18 protein-coding genes are annotated in these 22,336 nt (G+C 73.4%); 10 read left to right on the top strand and 8 right to left on the bottom strand.

The window, feature by feature from the left end:
- Nucleotides 1–2: 2 nt before the first annotated feature.
- Nucleotides 3–1,031: a zinc-binding dehydrogenase gene (locus ACGFU6_RS04425; RefSeq protein WP_393608012.1), complete on the bottom strand. Its 1,029-nt coding sequence runs from the start codon at nucleotides 1,029–1,031 to the stop codon at nucleotides 3–5.
- Nucleotides 1,028–2,182: a mandelate racemase/muconate lactonizing enzyme family protein gene (locus ACGFU6_RS04420; protein ID WP_393608011.1), complete on the bottom strand. Its 1,155-nt coding sequence runs from the start codon at nucleotides 2,180–2,182 to the stop codon at nucleotides 1,028–1,030. The genes ACGFU6_RS04425 and ACGFU6_RS04420 overlap by 4 nt, the downstream gene beginning before the upstream one ends.
- A gap of 210 nt (nucleotides 2,183–2,392) precedes the next feature.
- On the opposite strand from ACGFU6_RS04420, the gene ACGFU6_RS04415 reads away from it, so the two are divergent.
- Nucleotides 2,393–3,658, top strand: coding sequence for an aminotransferase class I/II-fold pyridoxal phosphate-dependent enzyme (locus tag ACGFU6_RS04415; RefSeq protein ID WP_393608010.1), 1,266 nt, complete (start codon nucleotides 2,393–2,395; stop codon nucleotides 3,656–3,658).
- Nucleotides 3,659–3,687: 29 nt separating this feature from the next.
- Here ACGFU6_RS04415 and ACGFU6_RS04410 read toward each other — a convergent pair whose 3' ends face one another.
- The 3 genes from ACGFU6_RS04410 to ACGFU6_RS04400 form a co-directional block, all read right to left on the bottom strand.
- Nucleotides 3,688–4,293 (bottom strand): DedA family protein, encoded by a 606-nt coding sequence (locus tag ACGFU6_RS04410; RefSeq protein ID WP_393608009.1) that lies wholly within the window; start codon nucleotides 4,291–4,293, stop codon nucleotides 3,688–3,690.
- Nucleotides 4,294–4,304: 11 nt separating this feature from the next.
- Nucleotides 4,305–5,087, bottom strand: a complete 783-nt coding sequence (locus ACGFU6_RS04405; protein WP_393608008.1) for an MBL fold metallo-hydrolase — start codon at nucleotides 5,085–5,087, stop codon at nucleotides 4,305–4,307.
- 77 nt (nucleotides 5,088–5,164) lie between these two features.
- Complete coding sequence (locus ACGFU6_RS04400) at nucleotides 5,165–6,616, bottom strand: PucR family transcriptional regulator (protein WP_393608007.1); 1,452 nt, start codon at nucleotides 6,614–6,616, stop codon at nucleotides 5,165–5,167.
- Nucleotides 6,617–6,728: 112 nt separating this feature from the next.
- On the opposite strand from ACGFU6_RS04400, the gene ACGFU6_RS04395 reads away from it, so the two are divergent.
- From ACGFU6_RS04395 to ACGFU6_RS04375, 5 genes are all read left to right on the top strand, one after another.
- Nucleotides 6,729–8,264 carry a purine-cytosine permease family protein gene (locus ACGFU6_RS04395; RefSeq protein WP_393608006.1) on the top strand — a complete coding sequence of 512 codons (1,536 nt, stop codon included), beginning with the start codon at nucleotides 6,729–6,731 and terminating at the stop codon, nucleotides 8,262–8,264.
- 43 nt (nucleotides 8,265–8,307) lie between these two features.
- Entirely contained in the window at nucleotides 8,308–8,715 is a 408-nt protein-coding gene (locus tag ACGFU6_RS04390; protein WP_393608005.1) for a YybH family protein, read from the top strand.
- A gap of 82 nt (nucleotides 8,716–8,797) precedes the next feature.
- Nucleotides 8,798–10,243, top strand: coding sequence for a gamma-aminobutyraldehyde dehydrogenase (locus tag ACGFU6_RS04385; RefSeq protein ID WP_393608004.1), 1,446 nt, complete (start codon nucleotides 8,798–8,800; stop codon nucleotides 10,241–10,243).
- A 137-nt stretch (nucleotides 10,244–10,380) separates the two neighbouring features.
- Entirely contained in the window at nucleotides 10,381–10,785 is a 405-nt protein-coding gene (locus ACGFU6_RS04380; protein WP_393608003.1) for a hypothetical protein, read from the top strand.
- 99 nt (nucleotides 10,786–10,884) lie between these two features.
- Nucleotides 10,885–13,002, top strand: coding sequence for a phage holin family protein (locus ACGFU6_RS04375; RefSeq protein WP_393608002.1), 2,118 nt, complete (start codon nucleotides 10,885–10,887; stop codon nucleotides 13,000–13,002).
- A gap of 19 nt (nucleotides 13,003–13,021) precedes the next feature.
- Here the strand turns inward: ACGFU6_RS04375 and ACGFU6_RS04370 are convergent, their stop codons facing one another.
- The 3 genes from ACGFU6_RS04370 to ACGFU6_RS04360 all read right to left on the bottom strand — a co-directional run bounded on the left by ACGFU6_RS04370 (nucleotide 13,022) and on the right by ACGFU6_RS04360 (nucleotide 15,819).
- The gene (locus ACGFU6_RS04370) at nucleotides 13,022–14,074 is read right to left on the bottom strand and encodes a LacI family DNA-binding transcriptional regulator (protein WP_393608001.1); all 1,053 of its coding nucleotides are present in this window, start codon (nucleotides 14,072–14,074) and stop codon (nucleotides 13,022–13,024) included.
- A 74-nt stretch (nucleotides 14,075–14,148) separates the two neighbouring features.
- The gene (locus ACGFU6_RS04365) at nucleotides 14,149–14,751 is read right to left on the bottom strand and encodes a DUF305 domain-containing protein (protein ID WP_393608000.1); all 603 of its coding nucleotides are present in this window, start codon (nucleotides 14,749–14,751) and stop codon (nucleotides 14,149–14,151) included.
- 108 nt (nucleotides 14,752–14,859) lie between these two features.
- Nucleotides 14,860–15,819, bottom strand: a complete 960-nt coding sequence (locus ACGFU6_RS04360) for a DUF1996 domain-containing protein (RefSeq protein WP_393607999.1) — start codon at nucleotides 15,817–15,819, stop codon at nucleotides 14,860–14,862.
- 291 nt (nucleotides 15,820–16,110) lie between these two features.
- Between ACGFU6_RS04360 and ligA the strand changes: the two genes are divergently transcribed.
- The 4 genes from ligA to secD all read left to right on the top strand — a co-directional run bounded on the left by ligA (nucleotide 16,111) and on the right by secD (nucleotide 22,240).
- Nucleotides 16,111–18,237: an NAD-dependent DNA ligase LigA gene (gene ligA, locus ACGFU6_RS04355; RefSeq protein WP_393607998.1), complete on the top strand. Its 2,127-nt coding sequence runs from the start codon at nucleotides 16,111–16,113 to the stop codon at nucleotides 18,235–18,237.
- A 138-nt stretch (nucleotides 18,238–18,375) separates the two neighbouring features.
- Entirely contained in the window at nucleotides 18,376–19,194 is an 819-nt protein-coding gene (locus ACGFU6_RS04350; RefSeq protein WP_393607997.1) for a rod shape-determining protein MreC, read from the top strand.
- Complete coding sequence (locus ACGFU6_RS04345) at nucleotides 19,191–19,910, top strand: hypothetical protein (protein ID WP_393607996.1); 720 nt, start codon at nucleotides 19,191–19,193, stop codon at nucleotides 19,908–19,910. The genes ACGFU6_RS04350 and ACGFU6_RS04345 overlap by 4 nt, the downstream gene beginning before the upstream one ends.
- A gap of 32 nt (nucleotides 19,911–19,942) precedes the next feature.
- Nucleotides 19,943–22,240, top strand: coding sequence for a protein translocase subunit SecD (gene secD / locus ACGFU6_RS04340; RefSeq protein ID WP_393607995.1), 2,298 nt, complete (start codon nucleotides 19,943–19,945; stop codon nucleotides 22,238–22,240).
- Nucleotides 22,241–22,336 lie beyond the last annotated feature (96 nt).

Genomic DNA, 22,336 nt, shown 5'->3' with positions numbered 1-22,336 from the left:
CCTCAGGGACGCATCAGGACCTTGCCCGTCCCCGGGGCGCCGCCCCCGACCAGTGCCACGGCGTCCGCGAACCGCTCCAGCGGGAACTCGTGCGTGATCAGCGCGGCCGGATCGAGCAGCCCGGCGGTGAACGCCCGTACCGCGTACGACCAGGACGCGGATGACGCCCCGAACACGCTGCGCACGGTGAGCTGGCTCAGCGACATGTGCACCGGGTCGATGCCGGTGGCCCCCGGGGCGAAGATCCCGGTGAGCACCACCCGGCCGCCGCGCCGTGCGAGCAGGCAGGCGTCGGCTGCCGTGGTCGCGGCCCCCGCCGTCTCCACGACCAGGTCGTACCGGCCGCGCGCCGCCGTGGCCTCCTCGGGGCCCAGGGCCTCGCTCGCCCCGAACGCCAGCGCCCGGCCCGCCCGTTCGGCCCTCGGGTCGATCACCGTCAGCTCACCGGGTGACACCGAGGCCAGCAGCTGCGCCGCGAGCAGCCCGAGGGTTCCGGCGCCCACGACCGCGATCCGCTCCCCGGGCTCCGGCGCCCCGGCCCGTACCGCAGCGGCGACCACGGCGGCGGGTTCCAGCAGCGCCGCGGCGCGCAGGTCCGCGTCGTCGTCCAGCGGGTGCAACAGCCGGGCGGGCACCACGACATGGTCCGCGAACGCCCCGGGCCGGGTGAACCCCGTCTCGTCGTACCCCGCCGAGCACAGCGAGGTCTCGCCGGCCCGGCACCGCTCGCAGCCGCCGCAGGAGCGGAACCCCTCGGCGACCGTCCGGCGTCCGGCCAGGGCCGGGTCGGCGCCCGCGCCCACGGCCTCGATCACCCCGGACCACTCGTGTCCGGGCACCACCGGGTAGCGGACATAGCCGGGATCGCGGCGGCCGTCGTACACCTCCCGGTCGCTCATGCAGATACCGGCAGCGGCGACCCGGACCCGGACCTCCCCCCGGCCGGGTTCCGGAACCGGTCCTTCGGTCAGCCGGTGGCCGCCGGGCCGGTCGACCGTGATCGCCCGTGAGCGGGCGGGGGCGGTGCTCACTTGGGCTGCCTCTTCTCCCAGCCGTCGGCCCAGAGGTCGAACCTGGCCCGCTGCTGGGGGAATTCGGCGGCGGCGTCCACGTCGAGCTCCACGCCGAGCCCCGGGGCGTCGGAGAGTTCGAAGCAGCCGGTCGCGGGGTCGACCTGCGGGGCGCCCCGCACGACCTTCTTGATCTCGGCGTCGGCGAAGTCATTGAAGTGCTCAAGGATCTTGAAGTTGGGCGTGCAGCCTGCGACCTGGAGGCTGGCCGCCGTCAGGACCGAGCCGCCCACGTTGTGCGGGGCGATCAGCGTGTAGTGCGTCTCGGCGGTGGCCGCGAGCTTCCGCGTCTCCAGGATGCCGCCGATGTGGCCGACGTCCGGCTGGATGATGTCGGCGGCCTGTGACTCGAACAGCTCGCGGAACTCGATCCGGTCGTGGATGCGCTCGCCGGTCGCGATCGGCATGTCGACCTTGCCGGCCACCTTGGCCAGCGCCTTGAGGTTCTCCGGAGGCACCGGCTCCTCCAGCCAGGCGGGCTTGAAGGGGGCCATCTCGTGCGCGATCCGCACCGCCGTGGACGGGCTGAACCGGCCGTGCATCTCCAGCATCAGTTCGGTGTCGGGTCCGATCGCGTCCCGGACCGCCTCGATCAGCGACACCGCGTACCGGGTCTCCTCCTGGCCCAGCTCGAAGTGGCCGGTCCCGAAGGGGTCGATCTTCAGCGCCCGGTAGCCGCGCGCGACGACCCCGGACGCCGCCTCGTGGTAGGCCTGCGGGGTGCGCTCGGTGGTGTACCAGCCGTTGGCGTACGCCTTGACCCGGTCGGTGACCTTTCCGCCGAGCAGCTGCCAGACCGGGACGCCGAGCGCCTTGCCCTTGATGTCCCAGCAGGCCGTCTCGACGACCGCGATGCCCGACATCACGATCTCGCCGGCCCGTCCGTAGTCGCCGTACTTCATCCGGCGTACCAGGTCCTCCACGGCGAACGGATCCGAACCGGCGATGTGGTTGGCCTCCGCCTCGCGCAGGTAGCCGATCAGCGCGTCGGTGCGGCCGAGCATCCGGGTCTCGCCCACACCGGTGAGGCCCTCGTCGGTGTGCACCTGCACATACGTGAGGTTCCGCCAGGGCGTTCCGACCACATGTGTACTGATTCCGGTGATGCGCAAGGCGACTGCCCCTCGATGTGTTCGATATTTCGTCACTCGTTCGAAATCTTGGCGTGACCGTAATGACGCGGCGGGGCGGGTGTCAATGGGTCCGTCACGGCCGGTACGGTTCCCGGCCCGCCGGGCGGCCGGCGCCATTCCCTCGTATAAAGGGGCTCACACGGCCCGGCCGACGGGCCGGCGGACCGAGCGGCGGCGAAGGAGGCCCGGATGGGCCGGGAGCGGACCGGGCGTCAGGGACGCGGGCGGGCCGGGCGCGACGCACCGGGAGTCCGGGAGGACCGCGGACCGGTGCGGTACGGGCCGCCCGCGCCGGGACCCGGCCTGCCGGTCCTGCCCGAACTGGCCGAGGTGCTGGCGGGCGCGGCAGGCAGCGCGGTACCCGAGCCGGCCGGCGGTTCGGCGCAGCTGCGCGACGCCGCGCGCGGCTACTGGGAGCGGCGCGGACTGCGCGGCGGGCCCGAACACATCGCGGCCGCCCCGGGCGCTTCCGCGCTGCTGCTCGCGCTGATCGCCGCGCACGGCGGCGACGTGCTGATGCCGCGCCCCTGCCCGGCCGCCTGGATCCCGCAGGCCCGGCTGCTGGGCAGACCCGCCTATCACGTGCCGACGCCCGCAGAGTGCGGCGGTGTCCCCGACCCGTACGCGCTGCTGGAGACCGTGCGCCGGGTACGGGCCGAGGGCGGCCGGCCCCGGCTGCTGCTGATCTCCGTCGTCGACGACCCCACCGCCACCGTCGCGCCGCCCGAACTCGTGCGCGAGGCCTGCGAGGCCGCCGTCGCCGAGGGGCTGCACATCGTCAGCGACGAGACCTGGCGCGACACCCTGCACCGGCCGCGCGACACGGTGCTGCTGAGCCCGGCCGAGATGTGCCCCGACGACGTGACGGTGATCTCCGACCTGACCGGTGCGCTGACCCCGTCGGCCTGGCCGGTCGCGGTCGCCCGGTTCCCGGACACCGGCCGGGCGGCGGTCCGGCACGCCCGCACGCTCGACATCCTCACCGCGCTCGGCGCCTTCGTCGCCGGTCCCGTCGCGGCGGCCGCCGCCCACGCGCTGCGCGAACCGGACGCCGTCACGGAGCGGATGCGCCGGGCCTCGGCCATGCAGGCGCAGATCGCCGCCGCCGCCCACCGGGCGGTCCTCGCCTCGGGCGCGCTGGCCAGGCCCCCGCAGGCTGGCCGTCACCTCTACGCGGACCTCGGCCCGCTCAGGTCCCGGCTCGCCGCCCGAGGGGTCACGGACTCGCTGGAGCTGGAGGAGTACCTGACGGAGCGGCTCGGCGCACCGGTCCCCGGCGGCCACCGGTTCGGCGACGAACTCGGGGCCCTGCGGGTGCGCCTGGGCACCGGGCCGCTGCTCGGGCCGGCCCCGGAGCAGCAGCTGGAGGCCCTGGCCGCCGACCGGCCGCTGGAACTGCCGCACGTCGCGGCGGCCCTCGGCGTCTTCGCGGCGGCCCTCGACGAGCTGCGCTGACGCCGCCGACACCCTCGAACCGTGCCCCGTCAGCGGCCGAACCGCACCCACAGCCGGCGCCACAGCGCGGGCGCCCCGCTGATCAGCAGCGTCAGCCCCACCGCGGCCACCACGCCCTGCCACGGCTCGGGGAACAGCGAGCCGCCCAGAACGCCGATCAGCTGATAGGTGGCGGCCCAGGCCAGACAGGCCGGCACGTCCCCGTGGGCGAACCGCCGCATCGGTATCCGCCCCAGCAGACACGCCAGCATCACCGGAATCCGCCCGGCGGGCACCAGCCGGGACAGCACCAGCACCATCGCGCCGTGCTCGTCGAGCTTCTGCTGCGCCTGCGCGAGCCGCTCCGGAGCGGCCCGCTCGCTGATCACCCGCAGCCACTTGGAACCGTTCTTCGACCGCACTCCGCGCTGACCCAGCCAGTACAGGGAGATGTCCCCGAGGAACGCGGCCGCCGACGCCACCGCGAAGACGTACAGCAGCGCGAACGGCGACGACTGGTGGAACGCCACCACCGCCGCCGAGCTCACCAGCGCACCCGTCGGCACCACCGGAACCAGAGCGCCCAGCGCCACCAGCAGGAACAGCGACGGATAGCCGACCGCCTGCTGCGTCGACTCCGTGGGGAGCCGGCTCATGACCTCGTGGATCACCCGCCGGCCTCCGGCCGGACATGCTCGCCGTGCTCCAGCCGGTGCACCGCCACCCCGGGCGCCACCAGCGCCGCCTGGCGGACGAACTCGTCACCCGGCGAGTGGAACTCGTGCGGCCGGACCCCGTCCATCCCGATCGGCCAGTACGTGCCGTAGTGCACCGGCACGGCCGAGCGCGGCGACAGCCGGGTCAGCGCCTCGGCGGCGCGGGCCGCGTCGAGATGGCTGTGGCCCAGGTAGGGCCCCCAGCCGCCGACCGGCAGCAGCGCCACGTCCACCGGCCCGACCGCCCGCGCCATGTCGTCGAAGAGACCGGTGTCGCCGGCGAAGTAGGTGCGTGCCGCGCCCTCGACGACGTAACCCAGCGCGGGGGAGCGGTGCGGGCCCACCGGCAGGCGCCGGCCGTCGTGCAGGGCCGGAACCGCGCGGATCCGCACCGCACCGACCCGCACCTCGTCGCCGGGCACGACCTCCGTGATCCGCAGCCCGCGCACCCGGCGCAGCAGCCGCAGCCCCGGGACCGCCCGAAGCGCGCCCATCGGCACGATCAGCCGGCCGCCCGGGGCGATGCGGGCCAGCGACGGCAGATGCAGATGGTCGGAGTGCAGATGCGAGATGAGGACGACGTCGGCGACCGTGGCCGCCGGGCCGGGCAGCTTGCCGCGCCGGCGGCGCAGATGCGCGATGCGCCGTACGAAGAGGGGGTCGGTCAGGACCCGGACCCCGGAGTCCTCGATCGTGCAGGTGGCATGACCCCACCAGGTGACTTCCACCGGCACGCTCCGCCTCCTGTTCCCCGGCCCCTCCGCCGGGCCGCTCCCGGACCCGCTGTCGAGCCTACGGCCAGTCGTTCCGCTCAGTCCGTGAGCCCCAGCGTGCCCGCCGCCTGGATCGCGAGCCAGACCTCGGCCAACGCCCCCGTCGACCCCAGGTCCCGGCCGGCCAGCGTACCGAAGCGCCGCAGCCGGTAGGAGAGGGTGTTCGGATGGATGTGCAGGGCGGCCGCCGCCGTCTCCGTGCGGCGGTCGCGCTCCATCCAGGTGCGGACCGAGACCAGCAGCTGCGAGTCATGGGCGGCGTCGTAGCGCAGCACCTCGCCGAGCACGTGCTCGACCAGCGCCGTCAGCACCGCCGGATCGTCGGGCAGCCAGCGCCCCGTCGAGTCGTCGCCGTAGCGGACCACGGGCCGGCCGGACTCCACGGCCTTGGACACCGCCCACAGCGCCTCCCGCTCCGCCACCCGCAGCGCGGCGCCCGGCAGGAAGGTCCGGCTCATCCCGGCCGCCACCCCCGGCAGCCCGCCGATCTCCTCGGCCAGCTCACCGGAGCCCAGCACATAGCGGTCCTCGCCCCAGGTCAGCAGCAGATGCGGCTGGTCCTGGAGGCAGCGCAGCAGCGCCTCGTCCGTGGCGCCGCGCACCACGATCAGCACGGTGTCGCCCTCGATCGCGTGCCGCGCCAGCCGGCGCCGCGCCGTCTCGGGGTCGAGCACCTCCTGCAACAGCTCGGCCAGCGTCTCCGCGCCCTCGCGCCGCAGCGTCTCGCGCTCGGTGCGCACCATCGCGACCCGCAGCGCCGCCACCGTGGCGATGTGCTGGACGACGGCGAGCCCGGCGGGCTGGGCGCCCTCCCGCTCGTACGCCACCAGGAACCCCGCCGGACCGCCCGGCGCCGGCACCGGCAGCACGAAGCCGCCCGGAATCGTCGGCGGCGCGTCCGCCGACGCGGGCAGCACCCCCGCCCCGGGTACCGGCACCCCGGGCAGCAGCGGACGCCCCTGCGGGGTGCAGAGATAGACGTCGTACCCCGACAGGCGCTCCAGCCGGCGCAGCAGCGTGGGGGTGTCCAGGTCCTCGGCCACCAGCCAGCGCAGCGAGCCGAACACCTGGAGCTGGGCGCCCAGCCGGTGGCGCGCGTCCTCCTGCACCGAGGCGGCCACCTCCTGGGAGACGGCGATGAAGGGCACCGCGAGCGGCACCTCCAGGACCGGGAACCCGCGCTCCTCCGCCGCCCTGAAGAACGCGTCGTGCAGCGGCGGCATGTGCAGCTGCGCCGAGAGCGCCAGCGCGGAGACGCCGGCGTCGTCCAGCCGCTCCAGATAGGCCCGCTGCCCCGCCGCCGTACGGGGCACCGCGAGCCCCGCCGTCATGATCACCTCGGCGCCCAGCAGCCAGGGCGTCGGATCGGCGAGCTCACTGGCGTGCGCCCAGGAGACGGACCGGCCGAGACCGCCGCTGCCCGCCCGCACGGTGAGCTGGAGCGCCGGGTACGAGAGGAGATCCTCGACCGTCAGTTTGTTGGTGGCCACAGAAAGGAGGGTATCCCTCTGTGACTTTCACAATTGCCCGCCGTCGTCGCGGCCCACACACTGAGGGGCCAGTCCCCGCGCATGAACAGCACGAACAGCAGGTGGAGCGCCCGTGACTACCTCGATCACCGAAGTCGAGACCAATGGAGTGGAGCGGATTCCCGACGCGGACCGCACCGCCCGCCCCGTCGACCTCTTCCGGCTCGCCTTCGGCGGCGCCAACACCTTCGCCACCTGCGTGCTCGGCGCCTTCCCGATCCTGTTCGGCCTCTCCTTCTGGCAGGGCCTCGCCGCGACCGTCCTCGGCCTCGTCGCGGGCGCGCTGCTGCTCGCCCCCATGTCGCTGTTCGGCCCGCGCAACGGCACCAACAACGCCGTCTCCTCCTCCGCCCACCTCGGTGTGCACGGCAGGGTCGTCGGCTCGTTCCTCTCGCTGCTCACCGCCGTCGCGTTCTTCTCCATCTCGGTCTGGTCGTCCGGCGACGCACTCGTGGGCGGCGCGCACCGGCTGGTGGACGTCCCCGAGTCCGACCTCACCTACGGCGTCGCCTACGCGGTATTCGCCGGGCTCGTCCTGGTGGTCTGCGTCTACGGCTTCCGCTTCATGCTGATGGTCAACAAGATCGCGGTGGTGGCGGCCTCCGCCCTCTTCGTCCTGGGGGCCTTCGCCTTCGGCGGGGACTTCGACGCCGGGTACGCGGGCTCCTTCGCCTCCACCGCCGACCCGCTGTTCTGGCCGTCCTTCGTCGGCGCCGCGCTGATCGTGCTGTCCAACCCGGTCTCGTTCGGCGCGTTCCTCGGTGACTGGTCGCGCTACATCCCGGCCGACACCCCGCGCCGCCGTGTCATGGGCGCGGCGTTCCTCGCCCAGATCGCCACGCTGCTGCCTTTTGTCTTCGGCCTCGCCACCGCGTCGATCATCGCCACCAAGGCCGCGAAGTACGTCGACCCGGCAGCCCCCAACTACGTCGGCGGGCTGCTCGCGATCTCGCCCGGCTGGTACTTCCTGCCGCTCTGCCTGATCGCCCTGATCGGCGGACTCTCCACCGGCACGACCGCGCTGTACGGCACCGGGCTCGACGTCTCCAGCGTGTTCACCCGCTTCAGCCGCGTGCAGTCGACGTATCTCATCGGCGCCCTGTCGATCACCTTCATCTTCGTCGGCCGCTTCGCGCTCAACCTCGCCCAGTCCATCTCCACGTTCGCCACCCTGATCATCACCTGCACCGCCCCCTGGATGATCGTGATGGCTCTCGGCTACGTCACCCGGCGCGGCTGGTACGACACGGACGCCCTCCAGGTCTTCAACCGCAGGCAGACCGGCGGCCGCTACTGGTTCAACCACGGCTGGAACTGGCGCGGCCTGTCCACCTGGCTGCTCTCCGCCGGGGTCGCGCTCCTCTTCACCAACCTGCCCGGCCAGTTCGTCGGCCCGCTCGGCGACCTCGCGAACGGTACGGACATCTCGCTGCCGGTCGGCCTGGCCCTCGCCGCGGTGCTCTACCTCGGCCTGCTGACGCTCTTCCCCGAACCGCGTGCGGTGTACGGGCCGGACGGGCCCCGGTTCGTCCGGGCCTCCGACACCCCGGTCCCGCCGATCACCGGCGCCGGGGCGGAGCCCGCCCCCGCACCGGCCGCCGCACTCTGACCTCCCCGCCTCCTTCTCAGCCCCCGCACCCAGGAGCCGTTTCATGAGCACGCCCGTCCGGGACACCGAGCAGGTCCGCGCCGCCGCCGACGCGCTCGTCGCCGCCTTCGCCGAGGGCCGCCTCGACGACTACTTCGGCGCCTTCGCCCCCGACGCGACCTTCGTCTTCCACTCCACCCCGCGGCGGCTCGGCTCCACCGCCGAGTACCGCGCGCTCTGGCAGGAGTGGGTGGACCAGGACGACTTCCGCATCCTCGGCTGCACCTCCACCGGGCAGCTGATCCAGCACTTCGGCTCCACCGCCGTCTTCAGCCACGACGTGGAGACCACGCTCTCCACCAAGGGCGGCGTGGAGACGGTCCACGAGCGCGAGACGATCGTCTTCGCCCGTACCGACGACGGCGGCTGGCCCGCCGTCCACGAGCACCTGTCCGCCCGGACGGCCGGCTGACCCGGCTCCGGCCTCCGGCCCACAGCGGCCCCGCCCATGGCTCCCACGCCGCCCGACCACGAGAGAAACCGGTCTACCCCGCATGCCCCTCACGTTCCGCAACTCCATCGACGGTGTCCCCTCCGACGCCTCGGACGGCCGCACGCTCGACGTCGTGGACCCGGTGACCGGTGAGGTCTACGCGACCTCCCCGCTCTCCGGACCGGCCGACGTCGACGCGGCGATGGCCGCCGCCGCGGCGGCCTTCCCCGTCTGGCGCGACACCACCCCCGCCGTGCGCCAGCTGGCCCTCCTGCGGATCGCGGACGCCATGGAGGCGCGGGCCGACGAGCTGGTGGCCGCCGAGAGCCGGGACACCGGCAAGCCGCTGCACCTCACCCGCAGTGAGGAGCTGGCCCCCGCCATCGACCAGATCCGCTTCTTCGCGGGCGCGGCCAGGATGCTGGAGGGCCGCTCGGCCGGGGAGTACATGGACGGCATGACCTCGATCATCCGCCGCGAGCCGGTCGGGGTCTGCGCCCAGGTCGCTCCGTGGAACTACCCCCTCATGATGGCCGTCTGGAAGTTCGCCCCGGCGCTCGCCGCGGGCAACGCCGTGGTCATCAAGCCGTCCGACACCACCCCGGCCTCCACCGTCCTGACCGCCGAGATCATCGGCGGGGTACTGGACTCGCTGGAGCTGCCGCGCGGCATCTTCAACGTGGTCTGCGGCGACCGCGAGACCGGCCGGCTGATGGTCGAGCACCCGGCCCCCGCGATGGCCTCCATCACCGGTTCGGTCCGGGCCGGCATCCAGGTCGCCGAGTCCGCCGCGAAGGATGTCAAGCGGGTCCACCTGGAGCTCGGCGGCAAGGCGCCCGCCGTCGTCTTCGAGGACGCGGACCTGGCGAAGGCGGTCGACGACCTGATCGTCGGCGGCTTCTTCAACGCGGGCCAGGACTGCACCGCCGCCACCCGGATCCTGGTCCACGAGTCCGTCCACGACGAGTTCGTCACCGCGCTGGCCAAGGCCGCCGCCGACACGAGGACCGGACAGCCGGGCGACGAGGACGTGCTCTACGGCCCGCTCAACAACGCCAACCAGCTCGCCCAGGTCAGCGGTTTCGTCGAGCGCCTCCCCGAGCACGCCAGGGTCGAGGCGGGCGGCCACCGTGTCGGCGAGAGGGGCTACTTCTACGCCCCGACCGTCGTCTCGGGTCTCAGGCAGGACGACGAGATCGTCCAGAACGAGGTCTTCGGCCCCGTGATGACCGTCCAGTCGTTCACGGACGAGGCCCAGGCAGTCGCGTACGCCAACGGCGTCGACTACGCCCTGGCCTCCTCGGTGTGGACCAGGGACCACGCCCGCGCCATGCGGATGTCCAAGAACCTCGACTTCGGCTGCGTGTGGATCAACACCCACATGGCACTGGTCGCGGAGATGCCGCACGGCGGGTTCAAGAAGTCCGGCTACGGCAAGGACCTCTCCGCCTACGGTTTCGAGGACTACACCCGGATCAAGCACGTCATGACCTCCCTCGACGGCTGACCCCGGGGACAGGCGCGCCCGCCGCCCGGCGGCAGGCGCGCCCGCTCCCGTGCGCTCCCGCCCGCCCTGCCACGCGCCTTCTTGTACGGCAGGCCGGGGCGTAGGGTCGCAGGACGCCTAGCACGGGGAGAACGGCCATGGGGGACGTACGGGTGGCGGCCATCGCCAGTCTCACGCCGCTGGAGGAACTCGACAGCGACCCGTTCCTCGTGGACACCCGCAGCCAGCACGACATGTGCGCCCGCTGGGCCGCCGACAAGGGTTACGTCGTCACCCGGCAGCTGCGCCTCTACGGACTGCGCCCCGACCACCAGGCACTCTGGGCCGACGTCGAGGACGGCGAGGTCGAACTCTTCGTCGCCCCCAACGACCGGGTGCTCGCACGGGCCGTCGCATCGGTGCCGCGCTTCACCGAGGAGTGCGAGCGGCGCGGCGTACGCCTGGAGATCGCCGGTCTCGACGAGCCGCTCTACAGCTCCCGGACGAAGGCCGGCGTGCACCGCAGGCTGTCCATGCCGACCGCCGGATACGACGGCTCCTGAGCGGCCCGGCCGCAGACCGTCGGCGGAAGGGGCCGTCCCGCTGTGAAAAGCTGGACCGGGGCCCGGAACAGCGGGGCCCGGACGTGAGGTGGCGGCGGCGTGGGTGACGGGCGATGGCGGAGAGCCGGAAGCGCCCTGATGCGAGTGATTGTGGTGTGGGCGGTCTCGACGCTCACGATGCTTGTGCTCGCCGGGATTCTGCCGGACTTCCAGCTCCAGTCGAGCGACGGCGACAGCATCACCAAGACCGCGTTCACCGCGGCGTGGGGCGCCGGCGCGTTCGGCCTGCTCTCCGCACTGGTCTGGCCGGTGCTGGTACGGGCCCTGCTCATCGTGCCGGCCCTGGTCCTGGGCATGCTGGTCTTCTTCCTCAACGGTTCGCTGCTGCTGATAGCGCTGCGCCTCATCCCGGACGGGCGCGGCGCGGCCGACCCGCAGATGGCCGTCGTCGTCGCGGCCGTGATGTCCGCCGTCGCCTCGGCCACCTCCACCGCCCTCGCCGTCCGTGACGACAACGCCTACCGCCGCCGGCTGTCGCGCCTCGCCGACCGCCGGCGCCGCCGCAGCGGCAGCGGTGACGGCACGGACGGGGGACCGCCCGGCACGGTCTTCATCCAGCTCGACGGAGTCGGCCACGACGTCCTCGCGCAGGCCGCCGCCGACGGACTGATGCCGACCGTCGCGCACTGGCTGGCCGACGGAGACGGCCACCGGCTCACCCCGTGGCGCACCGACTGGTCCAGCCAGACCGGTGCCAGCCAGCTCGGCATCCTGCACGGCACCAACTTCGACGTCCCGGCCTTCCGGTGGTACGAGAAGGAGACCGGCGACGTCATGGTCTCCAGCAGACCGGCCAGCGCCCTCGAAATGCAGCGCCGGGCCGTCGTACGCACCCGGGACGGCGGACTGCTCACGCTGGACGGGGCCGGCCGGGGCAACCTCTTCAGCGGCGGCGCCGACCAGCTCGCGCTCGTCCTGTCCATGGCCGCCAGACGCGGCAAGGGACGCCGCTCCCGGGCCGGGTACTTCGCCTACTTCGCGGACCCGGCCAACGCCGTCCGTACCGCGCTGTCGTTCGTCGCCGAGGTCGGCCGGGAGATCGGCCAGTCGACCCGGGCCCGCATCCGCAAGGAGACCCCCCGGATCAAGCGCGGCGGGCTCTACCCCTTCATCCGGGCCTTCGCGACAGTCGTCGAACGCGATGTGGTGGTCGCCGCCGTCATGGGCGACATGTTCGCGGGACGGACCGCCGTCTACGCCGACCTGGTCGCGTACGACGAGGTCGCCCACCACTCCGGGCCGCGCAGCCGGGACGCCGAGAAGGTCCTCGCCCGGCTGGACCGGTCCCTCGCGTTGATCGTCGAGGTCGCCGAACAATCCCCGCGCACCTACCGGATCGTGCTCCTGTCCGACCACGGCCAGAGCCCGGGGGAGACCTTCGCGGGGGTGTACGGGCTGACCCTGAAGGACCTGGTGCGGGCGGGCAGCGGACTACCGGTGCCCCGCCGGGCGCAGCGCACCCGCAGCGGCTCCGAGGCGCGTGACGCGGTACGGATCGCGCTGCACCGCCCGGTCGAGGGGGGCCGGCAGGAGAACCTGGCGAACCCCTCGGACCCGGTCGTCCTCGCCTCCGGCAACCTCGGTCTGATCTCCTTCCCCGACATAGCGGGACGCGCCTCGCTCGAGCAGCTGGAGAGCCGCCACCCCGCGCTGCTCAGCACGCTCGCCAACCACCCCGGCATCGGCTTCCTGCTGGTGCGCGGCGAGGCCCACGGATCGGTGGTGCTGGCGCGCGGCGGGATCAGCATCCCGGTGGCGGAACTGCGCGACGGGGACGGGCCGCTTGCCCCCTTCGGCCCGGGAGCGGCGGCCGCGGTCCGGCGCACCGACACCTTCCCGCACGTCGCGGACGTCATGGTCAACTCGATGTACGACCCGGAATCGGGCACCGTGCACGCCTTCGAGGAGCAGATCGGTTCGCACGGGGGCCTGGGCGGCGAACAGTCCCGGCCCTTCCTGCTCTGGCCGCGCGGGATGACGGACCCGCTCGACGCGGTCGCCGCCGAGGGGGCGCGACGGCCGGCCGAACTGGTCGGCGCGGAGGCCGTGCACCGGGTCCTGAGGCGCTGGCTGAACGAGGTCTCGGGGCCGCAGGTGCCTCTGGGGCAGCCGGACCGGGCGGGCGACGCCGACGCGGACACCGGCGCGCGGGGCTGAGCCGCGTAGCCCGGGGGCGTCAGGACGACCGGCGCCGCACCAGGGTCGGGTGGAAGATCACCGACGGGACCGGCTCGCCCGGGCTGCCGATCTGCTTCAGCAGCAGCCGGGCCATCTCCACGGACATCTCCTCCACCGGCTGCCGGACCGTCGTGAGCGGCGGATCGCAGGCCGTGGCCGCACTGCTGTCGTCGAACCCGACGAGGGCGATGTCGTCGGGAATCTCCTTGCGGGCCCGCAGCAGCACCGGAAGGGCGCCCAGCGCCATCAGGTCCGAGGCGATGAACACCGCGTCCAGGTCCGGACGCTCGTCGAGCAGCCGCTTCATCGCGTGGGCGCCGCCCGTGTGCGTGAAATCGCCCTCCGAAGCCGTCACGTCCCGGATGCCGTGCACCGCCAGCGCGTCCAGGAAACCCGTCAGCCGCGCCTGACCGGCCGGCATGTCCTGCGGGCCCGACACCGTGCCGATCCGGCGGCGGCCCAGCGAGACCAGGTGATCGGCGGCCAGTTGCGCCCCCGCCCGCTGGTCGGCCTCGACATAGGTGAGCGGCGTTGGCCGGCGCGGCTCTCCCGCGAGCACGGCGGGCAGCCGGGTGTCGTGCAGCAGCCCCGGCAGCGGGTCGTCCGCGTGCGAGGAGATGAGCACCACCCCGTCGACGTGGCCGTGGCGCAGGTAGGACAGCAACTGGTCGCGGGAGGACTGGTCGTCGGCCAGCATCAGCACCAGCTGGATACCGGCCGGGCGCAGGACTTCGAGCAGCCCGCTGACCACCCGCCCGAAGTACGGATCGGAGAACATCCGGCCTATGAAGGGCTCGGAGACCGGGCGCCGCTCCCGTTCCGAGACGACGAGCGCGACCGAGTCCGTGCGCCGGGTCACCAGCGAGCGGGCGGCGCGGTTGGGCACGTATCCGGTGGCGTCCACAGCCTCCTCGACCAGCCGGCGCAGCGCCGGGTCCACGGTGGTCGCGCCGTTGATCACCCGGGAGACGGTGGCCCGTGAAACTCCCGCCACGGCGGCCACGTCCTCCAGAGTGGCGGGGCGCGCGGGCAGCGGTGCGTCGGCAGTCATGCAGCCCTTTATACCGGGCGGTACGAGCGGTCCGGAAACGCGTACGGGGCGCCGCGTCCGCCCGGCGCGGGGCGTCAGCCGGCCGCCTCGGACGGGCCCGGAAGCAGGTCGAGTTCGGCGAGTTCGGCCTTGCGCGCCGACACCAGGGCAGTGGCCAGCCGTCTGGCGTCGGGTCTGGTCCCGGACTTCGCCTCGGAGCGTGACACCTGGGCGGACTGGCTCAGATGCTCGCGGACCAACGTCATGAGAACGCGGTCGAACGCCCGGCCCTCGACGGCGCGGGCCCGTTCGAGGTCGGGCTCCGTCACCATCCCGGGCATGTCGTGCCCCTCGTGCACATTGGTGTCCGGCAGTCCCATCCTGGCCAGCAGCGGTCGCAGCCGGGCGAGTTCGCCGCTCTGCGCGGCACGGAGTCCGGCCGCCCAGCGTCGTACCCGCGGATCGGCGGCGCGCTGCCCGGCGAGCGTGAGCAGCACCACGGCCTGCTCGTTCATCGGGGTCATCAGCTGGGCCCAGGCGGCGTCCGTCGGATCGGCCGGGGCCCCGGTCGCGGTGGTGGCGGAGCCCGAGGAGGCCGGTGCGGGCGGTGCGGCCTCGGGCCCGGTGCCGGCCGGGGCCGAGCATCCGGCCAGGAGGAGGAGCAGGGACAGTGCCGCGGTGCTGCGGGCCGCCTTCATGACGAGATCCTCGGGGGGAAGGGCCCGCCCGGGGCGTGGGGCCCCGGGCGGGAGTCGGACGGACGGCGGCGGTTCAGCCGGTGGCCGGGGGTGGTGGCCGTCGGCCGGTCAGGGGGTGCCGTCGGCCCCGCACTTCACGATGGCGTTGATGCAGTCGCGGACGCGCTGGGCCATCTCGGCCTCGGGCCACACGTTGAAGAAGTCACCGTGCATGGTGTAGCCGGGGCCGGACGCCAGCCGGAACCGGGCCGGGTCGCCGTTGACCGGGTAGCGGAGCACCTGACGCAGCTTGGGCACCGGGACCGGGTGGGTCGAGGGGCATTCGCCGTTGACCGGGTACGCCATGTGGCTCTTGTGGTCGGCGGAGTCGAGGTCCTTGCCGTTCCAGCACTGCGGGAAGTCCAGGTACGACTCCAGCATCGCGTCCGCCGGGCAGTTCACGAAGTCGTGCGAGGGGTTGACCTCCCCGTGGTGAAGGCACGACCAGCGGGAGATCGTGTTGTCGTCGGGACCGGTCGCCTTGGCGTTCCCGGCGACGATGCGCAGCCCGCGCGGGAAGGGCTGGATCCGCTGGATGACATCGTCCCGGACCCCTTCGCCCAGGTAGTAGAACGTGGTGCCGGTGGGTTCGACCTCCTTGTCGCCGTCGTACAGGGTCGGCACCCAGTACGACGACAGGTCCGTGTCGGGCGAGCAACTGCTCCTGGCCTTCTCCAGCGAGGCGAGGTCGGAGTTGCCGTTCGTCGAGTCGTTGCCGAAGAAGCTGTGCATGTGCGAGGCGCCGGGCAGACCGGGGAACACGATCGGGTCATCGGGCGCCCGGTGGGTGTACGGGCATTCGGCCAGGAACTCGGCCACCCGGACGACGTCCGCGGCGGCCTTGGCGGCCGGTACGGCGCTCGTGCCCCCACCGGCGGACGCGCTGCCGGTGGCGGACTGGAGGAAGGACACGGTGAGAGCGGCGGCGACGAGCCCCGCGATGCGGTACCGCCGGCGCGGCAGGGACGCCCGGTGGCTCTGTCGGCCGGCGGGCCGGTGGTCGCGGAGTCGATGACGGAAGAAGAGCACGGCACTCCTGTTCGGAGGAAGTGGGGGATTCCTTGAGCGCGAGAGAGAGCGCTCTCTCAAAGGAACGTAAAGTGACGCCCTAGACATGTCAACAGACCACGCAGGCCCTCAACTGGCTGCTGTTTGAAGCTTGTTGAGGGCATCGATGAGTGGGAGAGCGCTCTCTCAACATTCTTTCGGATCCGACTTCCCGGACGGTCGGCACGCACCGGGGCGGGCGGCGGTCCGAGGAGGGCCGCGGAGCCCCTGCGGCACTTCGCCACAGGGGCGTTGTCAGTGGTGGGCGGCAGTATGGAGGGCATGACGAACTCAGCTGTTGTGCTCGCCGATACCGCTGCCTACGCCGTCGCGGTGGAAGAGGCGTCGCAGGCCGCCGCCGCGTACTACGCCACGGGCGAGAGCACGCTCGACGACGATGCGTACGACCGGTTGGCGCGTGCGATCGCCGCGTACGAACAGGCCCATCCGCAGGAGGTGCTGGCGGATTCGCCGACCGGCAAGGTGGCGGGCGGCACGGCCGTCGGGGATGTCCCGCACACCGTGCCGATGCTCTCCCTGGACAACGTGTTCTCGGCCGAGCAGTTCGTCACCTGGACCGCCTCGCTGGAGCGCCGGATAGGCAGGCCGGTCGCCGCCTGGAGCGTCGAGCCGAAGCTCGACGGCCTCGCGGTCGCCGCCCGTTACCGCGAGGGCCGGCTGGAGCAGCTGATCACACGTGGCGACGGCACGGCCGGTGAGGACGTCTCGCACGCCATCGGCACCGTCGCCGGTCTCCCCGCACGGCTCACCGAGCCGGTCACGATCGAGATGCGCGGCGAGATCCTGATGACGGCCGAGCAGTTCGAACAGGCCAACGCGATCCGCACCGAGCACGGCGGCGCACCCTTCGCCAACGCGCGCAACGGCGCGGCGGGCACCCTGCGCGCCAAGGACCGCCCCTACACCGTGGAGATGACGTTCTTCGCGTACGGCGCCCTGCCGCTGCCCGAATCCGGCGAGCTGACCGCCACGCTGGCCGAGCTGCCCCACAGTGAGGTCCTGGCATACGCCGCGGAGCTCGGCGTGCACACCGCGGCGGACACGGACGTGGCGCCGCGCACCGTCGGCACCGCCGAGGACGTCCAGCTGCGGGTCGAGGAAATCGCCGCGCTGCGCGCCTCTTTGCCCTTCGGGATCGACGGCATCGTGATCAAGGCCGACCTCGCGGCGGACCAGCGCGAGGCCGGCTCGGGCACCCGCGCCCCGCGCTGGGCCATCGCGTACAAGCTGCCGGCCGTCGAGAAGGTCACCCGGCTCCTGGGCGTCGAGTGGAACGTGGGCCGGACCGGCATCATCGCGCCGAGGGCGGTGCTGGAGCCGGTCGAGATCGACGGATCGACCGTCAGCTACGCCACGCTGCACAACCCGGCCGACATCACGCGCCGCGATCTGCGCCTGGGCGACCACGTGATGGTCTACAAGGCGGGCGACATCATCCCCCGGATCGAGGCCCCGGTCGCCCACCTGCGGACCGGCGGGGAACAGCCGGTCGAGTTCCCCGCGGCCTGCCCGCAGTGCGGCTCCGAGATCGACACGAGCGAGCAGCGCTGGCGCTGTGTCCGAGGCCGGAACTGCCGCCTCGTCGCCTCCGTCTCGTACGCGGCCGGGCGCGACCAGCTCGATATCGAGGGGCTCGGTGCGACCCGGGTCGTCCAGCTCGTCGACGCCGGACTGGTCTCGGACTTCGCGGATCTGTTCGTCCTGGAGCGCGAGCAGCTGCTGGCGCTGGAGCGGATGGGCGACACCAGCACGGACAATCTGCTGGCCGCGATCGACGCGGCGCGCGCCCAGCCGCTCTCACGGGTGTTCTGCGCGCTGGGGGTACGCGGCACCGGACGTTCCATGTCGCGGCGGATCGCCCGGTACTTCGCGGACATGGACCGCATCAGAGCGGCCGACGCCGAGACGCTCCAACTCGTCGACGGCATCGGCAAGGAGAAGGCCGGGGGAGTGGTCGCGGAGCTGGTGGAGCTCGCGCCGCTGATCGAGAAGCTCGTCGCCGCCGGGGTCAACATGACGGAGCCGGGCGCGACCCCGCCCCCGGAGCCGGGTCAGGAGGCCGACGCGGAGGGCGGGGGCGCGGACGGGGAAGGTGCGGACGGCGAGGGTGCGGACAAGCGGCCGCTCGACGGGATGACCGTGGTGGTCACCGGGGCCATGACGGGCGCGCTGGAGAAGCTCTCGCGCAACGAGATGAACGAGCTGATCGAGCGGGCGGGCGGCAAGGCCTCCTCCAGCGTCTCCAAGCGCACCACGCTCCTGGTGGCCGGTGAGAAGGCCGGGTCCAAGCGGACCAAAGCCGAGGACCTGGGCATCCGGATCGCCGCCCCCGAGGAGTTCGCCGGGCTGGTCGGGGGATTCCTGCCGTCCCAGGTGTGACGGGAGCGATCCTTGGATTTTGCGTGGGAGTGGCTTTCTTTGCCTGCCTATTGCATAGTGAGGGCTCGGTCATGCCTCGCTATCAGCGGGTCAATGGGTGTGCGAACGGCTGCGTCTGCGGGCCGGGGGTGAGGGGCGATGCGTTCTTTGCGCGACGGACAGCGATATGTCCGCTCCGCTCACCGGCAGCACCGGGGAGCGACCCGGGGGCTCGCGCTCGACCTCGGCAGCTCCCGGACCCGTGCCTGGATCCCCGGACAGGGTCTCGTGTCCGACACGGGAAACGGGCCCGGCGGTGAGTACGGCCGGGGCGGCCCGGTCCGGCGCGGACGCATCGTCGACACCGAGTCGTGCGGGCGGCTGCTCGGCCGTATCGCGGACACGGCACTGGGCGCCCACCGCGACGACACCGTGATCGTCCTCAGCCACCCCGTACTCGCGGGCTCCGAACACCGCGCCGCCGCGCGGGAGATCCTCGGCGCGCTCGGCCCTTCGAGCGTCATCGTGCTGGACAGCGCCAGGGCCGCCGCCGCGTGCGCGGGGCCGCAGGACGGCGGGCCGCTGCTCGTCGTCGACATCGGCGCCGAACTGACCGAGGCGACACTCCTGGTGGACGGGCGGGTCCGCGATGCCCGGCTGGCCGAGACCGGGCTCAGCGACCTGGGCCCCGGCGAACCGCCCACCGCCGTCGTCCGGGCCGTCCTGGACATGGTCATGGCGATGTGGCAGCAGGACCGGCACGGCGCGGTGCTCGGCGCCCTCCGCAAGGGCCCGTTGCTCGCCGGAGGCGGCGCGCTGCGCCCGGACGTCACCAACCGGATCGCGGTCCGCCTCGGCGTCGCGGTCCGGCTCCCGGACGACCCGGCGACCACCGTCGTGCGCGGGGCCGGGCTGTTCCTCGCCTCCGTGCTCCGCCACGGAGCGGTCGCGCCGGTCCTGCCCGGCCGAGCCGGGTGACCCCCCTCCCGGGGGCGTCCCGGGGCGACGCGCACCCGCGGGACCGGCCGGACACCCCGCAGTGCCGCCGCCGCGCGGCTTCGGCGCGGCGGTACCTCGCCGCGCTGCTCCTCGCCGTCCTCGCTGTCGCGGGCGGTGCGCCCGCCGCCGTCGGAGCCGGGCTGTCCGCCCGGACCTCGGCCGGTCCGGTGCTCCTCACCGGGGGCGGCACCGGACTCGGCACCGGCACCGGCACCGGGCTCGGCGCCGGGCTCAGCACCAGCGCCAGGCTCGGCACAGGCACCGGGCTCGGCACCGGCGCCGCGCCCGGCCCGAGTCCGCGCCCCGGGCTCAACCCCGGCAGTCGCATCAGCCACGATCCCGGCACCGCCGCCACCCGTACCGGTGCGCATACGCATACCCGTACCCGGGCCGGCGCCGTTGCCGAAGGGCTTCGGCCGGGCCCCGTGACCGCGCCCCGGCCGTGGGCCGCCGCCGAACACCCCCGTCCCCCTCAGCACCTTCCGCCGCCCGGCCCCGGCGCCCCGCTCCCGCGCCCGCCCGGTCTCCTGCCGCCGCACCCCGTCCCCGCAAGCCTCCCGGCCGCACCCCCGGCCGCCGCCGCCAACCGCTTCCGCGCCGCGCTGCCCGGTGTGCGCGGGCCTCCGGGCAGGGCCGTTCACCGGCCGTGGGACCTGCCACCGGTCCCGTCCCGTACCCCTGCCGCGGCACCCTGACCGAGGGGCCCGGCGCCCCTCGGAGGAAACCCATGACTCGCGCCACCACGGTGCGGGCGGTTCTGGCTGCGGCCGTACTGCTCGTCGCCGTGCTCATCACGCTGACCATGTCCCCCAGACTCGGCCTCGATCTCCAGGGCGGCACTAGAATGGTGCTCCAGGCCAAGGACTCCGGCACCGCGAAGGCGGACCGCGAGAGCACCGACCGCACCCTGGAGGTGCTGCGCAAGCGCATCGACTCGCTCGGCGTCGCGGAACCGACCCTGACCCGCTCCGGCGAGGACCGGATCATCGTCGAACTCCCGGACGTCCAGGACCCGCGCAAGGCCGCCGAGGTCATCGGCAGAACCGCCCAGCTGACCTTCCACGCCGTACAGGGCCCCGGAGCACCCGACGGCCCCGGGGCAAAGGACACGACGGTGCTCCCCGACGAGCAGGGCCGCCGCCTCGCGCTCGGCCCTGCCGCGCTCTCCGGCGCGGGCGTGAAGGACGCCGCCGCCTCGTTCGACGCCCAGCAGGGCGCCGGCTGGTCCGTCTCGCTCGACTTCCACAAGGACGCCGGGCGGGACTGGACCCGGCTGACCGGCGAGGCGGCGTGCCACCCGGTCGCCGACGAGCGGCGCCGGGTCGCCATCGTCCTGGACAAGCAGGTGATCTCCTCGCCGCAGGTCTCCCCGACCGTCGGCTGCGACACCGGTCTGCCCTCCGGTTCCACCCGGATCACCGGCTCCTTCAGCGCCGACGAGGCCCGCGAACTCGCGCTGCTGATCCAGGGCGGCGCACTGCCGGTGCCCGTCGAGATCGTCGAACAGCGGACCGTCGGCCCGACGCTCGGCGCCGCCGCCATCGACGCCAGCGCCCGCGCCGCGCTCATCGGCGCCGCGGCCACGGCGCTGTTCATCACCGTCGTCTACCGGCTGTTCGGCGCCCTCGCCGCCGTCGCGCTCGGCGCCTACGGAGTGATCTCGTACGCGGCGCTCGTCGCACTCGGCGTCACGCTCACCCTGCCCGGACTCGCCGGATTCGTCCTGGCCATCGGAATGGCGGTCGACGCCAACGTACTTGTCTTCGAACGGGCCAGGGAGGAACACGCACAGCATCCGGGCCGGTCCCTGCGTACCTCGCTGACCGCCGGATTCCGGCATGCCCGGAGCGCCGTCGCGGACTCCAACGTGACGACGCTGATCGCTGCGGGGCTGCTCTTCTTCCTCGGCTCGGGACCGGTCAGGGGCTTCGGTGTCACCCTCGGCATCGGGGTCCTCGCGTCGATGTTCTCCGCACTGGTCATCGCCCGCGCCCTCACCGAGATCGCCGCGGGCTCCACGTTCGTCGGTGACTACCGGGGCGTCAACGGCATCGCGAGCCCCGGCCGGGTACGGACCTGGCTGAACCGCCGCGATCCGCAGCTGATGCGCTCCCCGCGCCGCTGGCTTTTGGTCTCCGCGGTGCTGGTCGCCGTCGCCGTGACCGGCATCCTGGTGCGTGGGGTCAACCTCGGCGTCGAGTTCACCGGAGGCCGCCTAGTCGAGTACGCGACCAGCCGCCCGGTCGACGTGGAGACGGCCCGTTCCGCGCTGGCCGGCGCGGGATTCGCCGACGCCGAGGTCACCACGGCGGGCGCGGGCGACATCTCGGTGCGGACCGGAGCGCTCGACAACGCCGGCGAACACACGCTGCGCGCGGCCCTGGCCGAGGAGGGCGGCGAGACCACCAAGGTCCGGGACGAGCTCATCGGTCCCAGCCTGGGCGACGAACTGCGGCGCAACGCGTTGATCGCGCTGGCCATCGCCGTACTCGTCCAACTCGTCTATCTGGCGGTCCGGTTCCGCTGGACGTTCGCGGTGGCCTCGGTCGGGGCCCTGGTCCACGACGTGATCATTCTGGTCGGCGCCTTCGCCTGGCTGGGACGCACCGTGGACGGCATCTTCCTGGCGGCGCTCCTCACCGTCATCGGCTACTCCGTCAACGACTCGGTGGTGGTCTTCGACCGGGTGCGGGAGCTGTGGGCCAGGGCCCGCCGTGAGCCGCTGGGGAGCGTGGCGAACCGGGCCGTCCTGCAGACGGTGCCCAGAACCGTCAACACCGGGATGGGCGCCCTGTTCATCCTCGTCGCGCTGGCCGTCCTGGGCGGCGACTCGCTCGCGGACTTCGCCCTCGCCCTGCTGATCGGCATCGTCGTCGGGACGTACTCCTCGGTCATGACCGCGGTGCCGGCCGCGCTGCTCCTGGAACGCGGCAGCAAGGCGCCGCCGCCGGTCCGCAAGGATGCCCCGCGCGGCAGGCCGGGTGCCGGGCGCCGGGACCGGCTCGACAACGGGGCACGCGTGTAGCCCCGGCCGGTTCCCCTGCCTCGCCCCCGCGCCGCTCCATCGGCGCGGGGGCGAGGCGCGTCGGTCGTGGCATTCCTGCCGGGCGCGACGGCACAA

It is taken from the genome of Streptomyces sp. NPDC048462 (assembly GCF_043200175.1).
Lineage (GTDB): Bacteria > Actinomycetota > Actinomycetes > Streptomycetales > Streptomycetaceae > Streptomyces.
This window is presented reverse-complemented; position numbering and strand designations above follow the sequence as displayed.

Coding starts and splice junctions, on each gene's coding strand:
- ACGFU6_RS04415 (WP_393608010.1), top strand. CDS start 2,393: ATGGGCCGGGAGCGGACCGGGCGTCAGGGACGCGGGCGGGCCGGGCGC.
- ACGFU6_RS04410 (WP_393608009.1), bottom strand. CDS start 4,293: ATGAGCCGGCTCCCCACGGAGTCGACGCAGCAGGCGGTCGGCTATCCG.
- ACGFU6_RS04390 (WP_393608005.1), top strand. CDS start 8,308: ATGAGCACGCCCGTCCGGGACACCGAGCAGGTCCGCGCCGCCGCCGAC.
- ACGFU6_RS04385 (WP_393608004.1), top strand. CDS start 8,798: ATGCCCCTCACGTTCCGCAACTCCATCGACGGTGTCCCCTCCGACGCC.
- ACGFU6_RS04380 (WP_393608003.1), top strand. CDS start 10,381: ATGGGGGACGTACGGGTGGCGGCCATCGCCAGTCTCACGCCGCTGGAG.
- ACGFU6_RS04370 (WP_393608001.1), bottom strand. CDS start 14,074: ATGACTGCCGACGCACCGCTGCCCGCGCGCCCCGCCACTCTGGAGGAC.
- ACGFU6_RS04365 (WP_393608000.1), bottom strand. CDS start 14,751: ATGAAGGCGGCCCGCAGCACCGCGGCACTGTCCCTGCTCCTCCTCCTG.
- ligA (WP_393607998.1), top strand. CDS start 16,111: ATGGAGGGCATGACGAACTCAGCTGTTGTGCTCGCCGATACCGCTGCC.
- ACGFU6_RS04350 (WP_393607997.1), top strand. CDS start 18,376: ATGCGTTCTTTGCGCGACGGACAGCGATATGTCCGCTCCGCTCACCGG.
- secD (WP_393607995.1), top strand. CDS start 19,943: ATGACTCGCGCCACCACGGTGCGGGCGGTTCTGGCTGCGGCCGTACTG.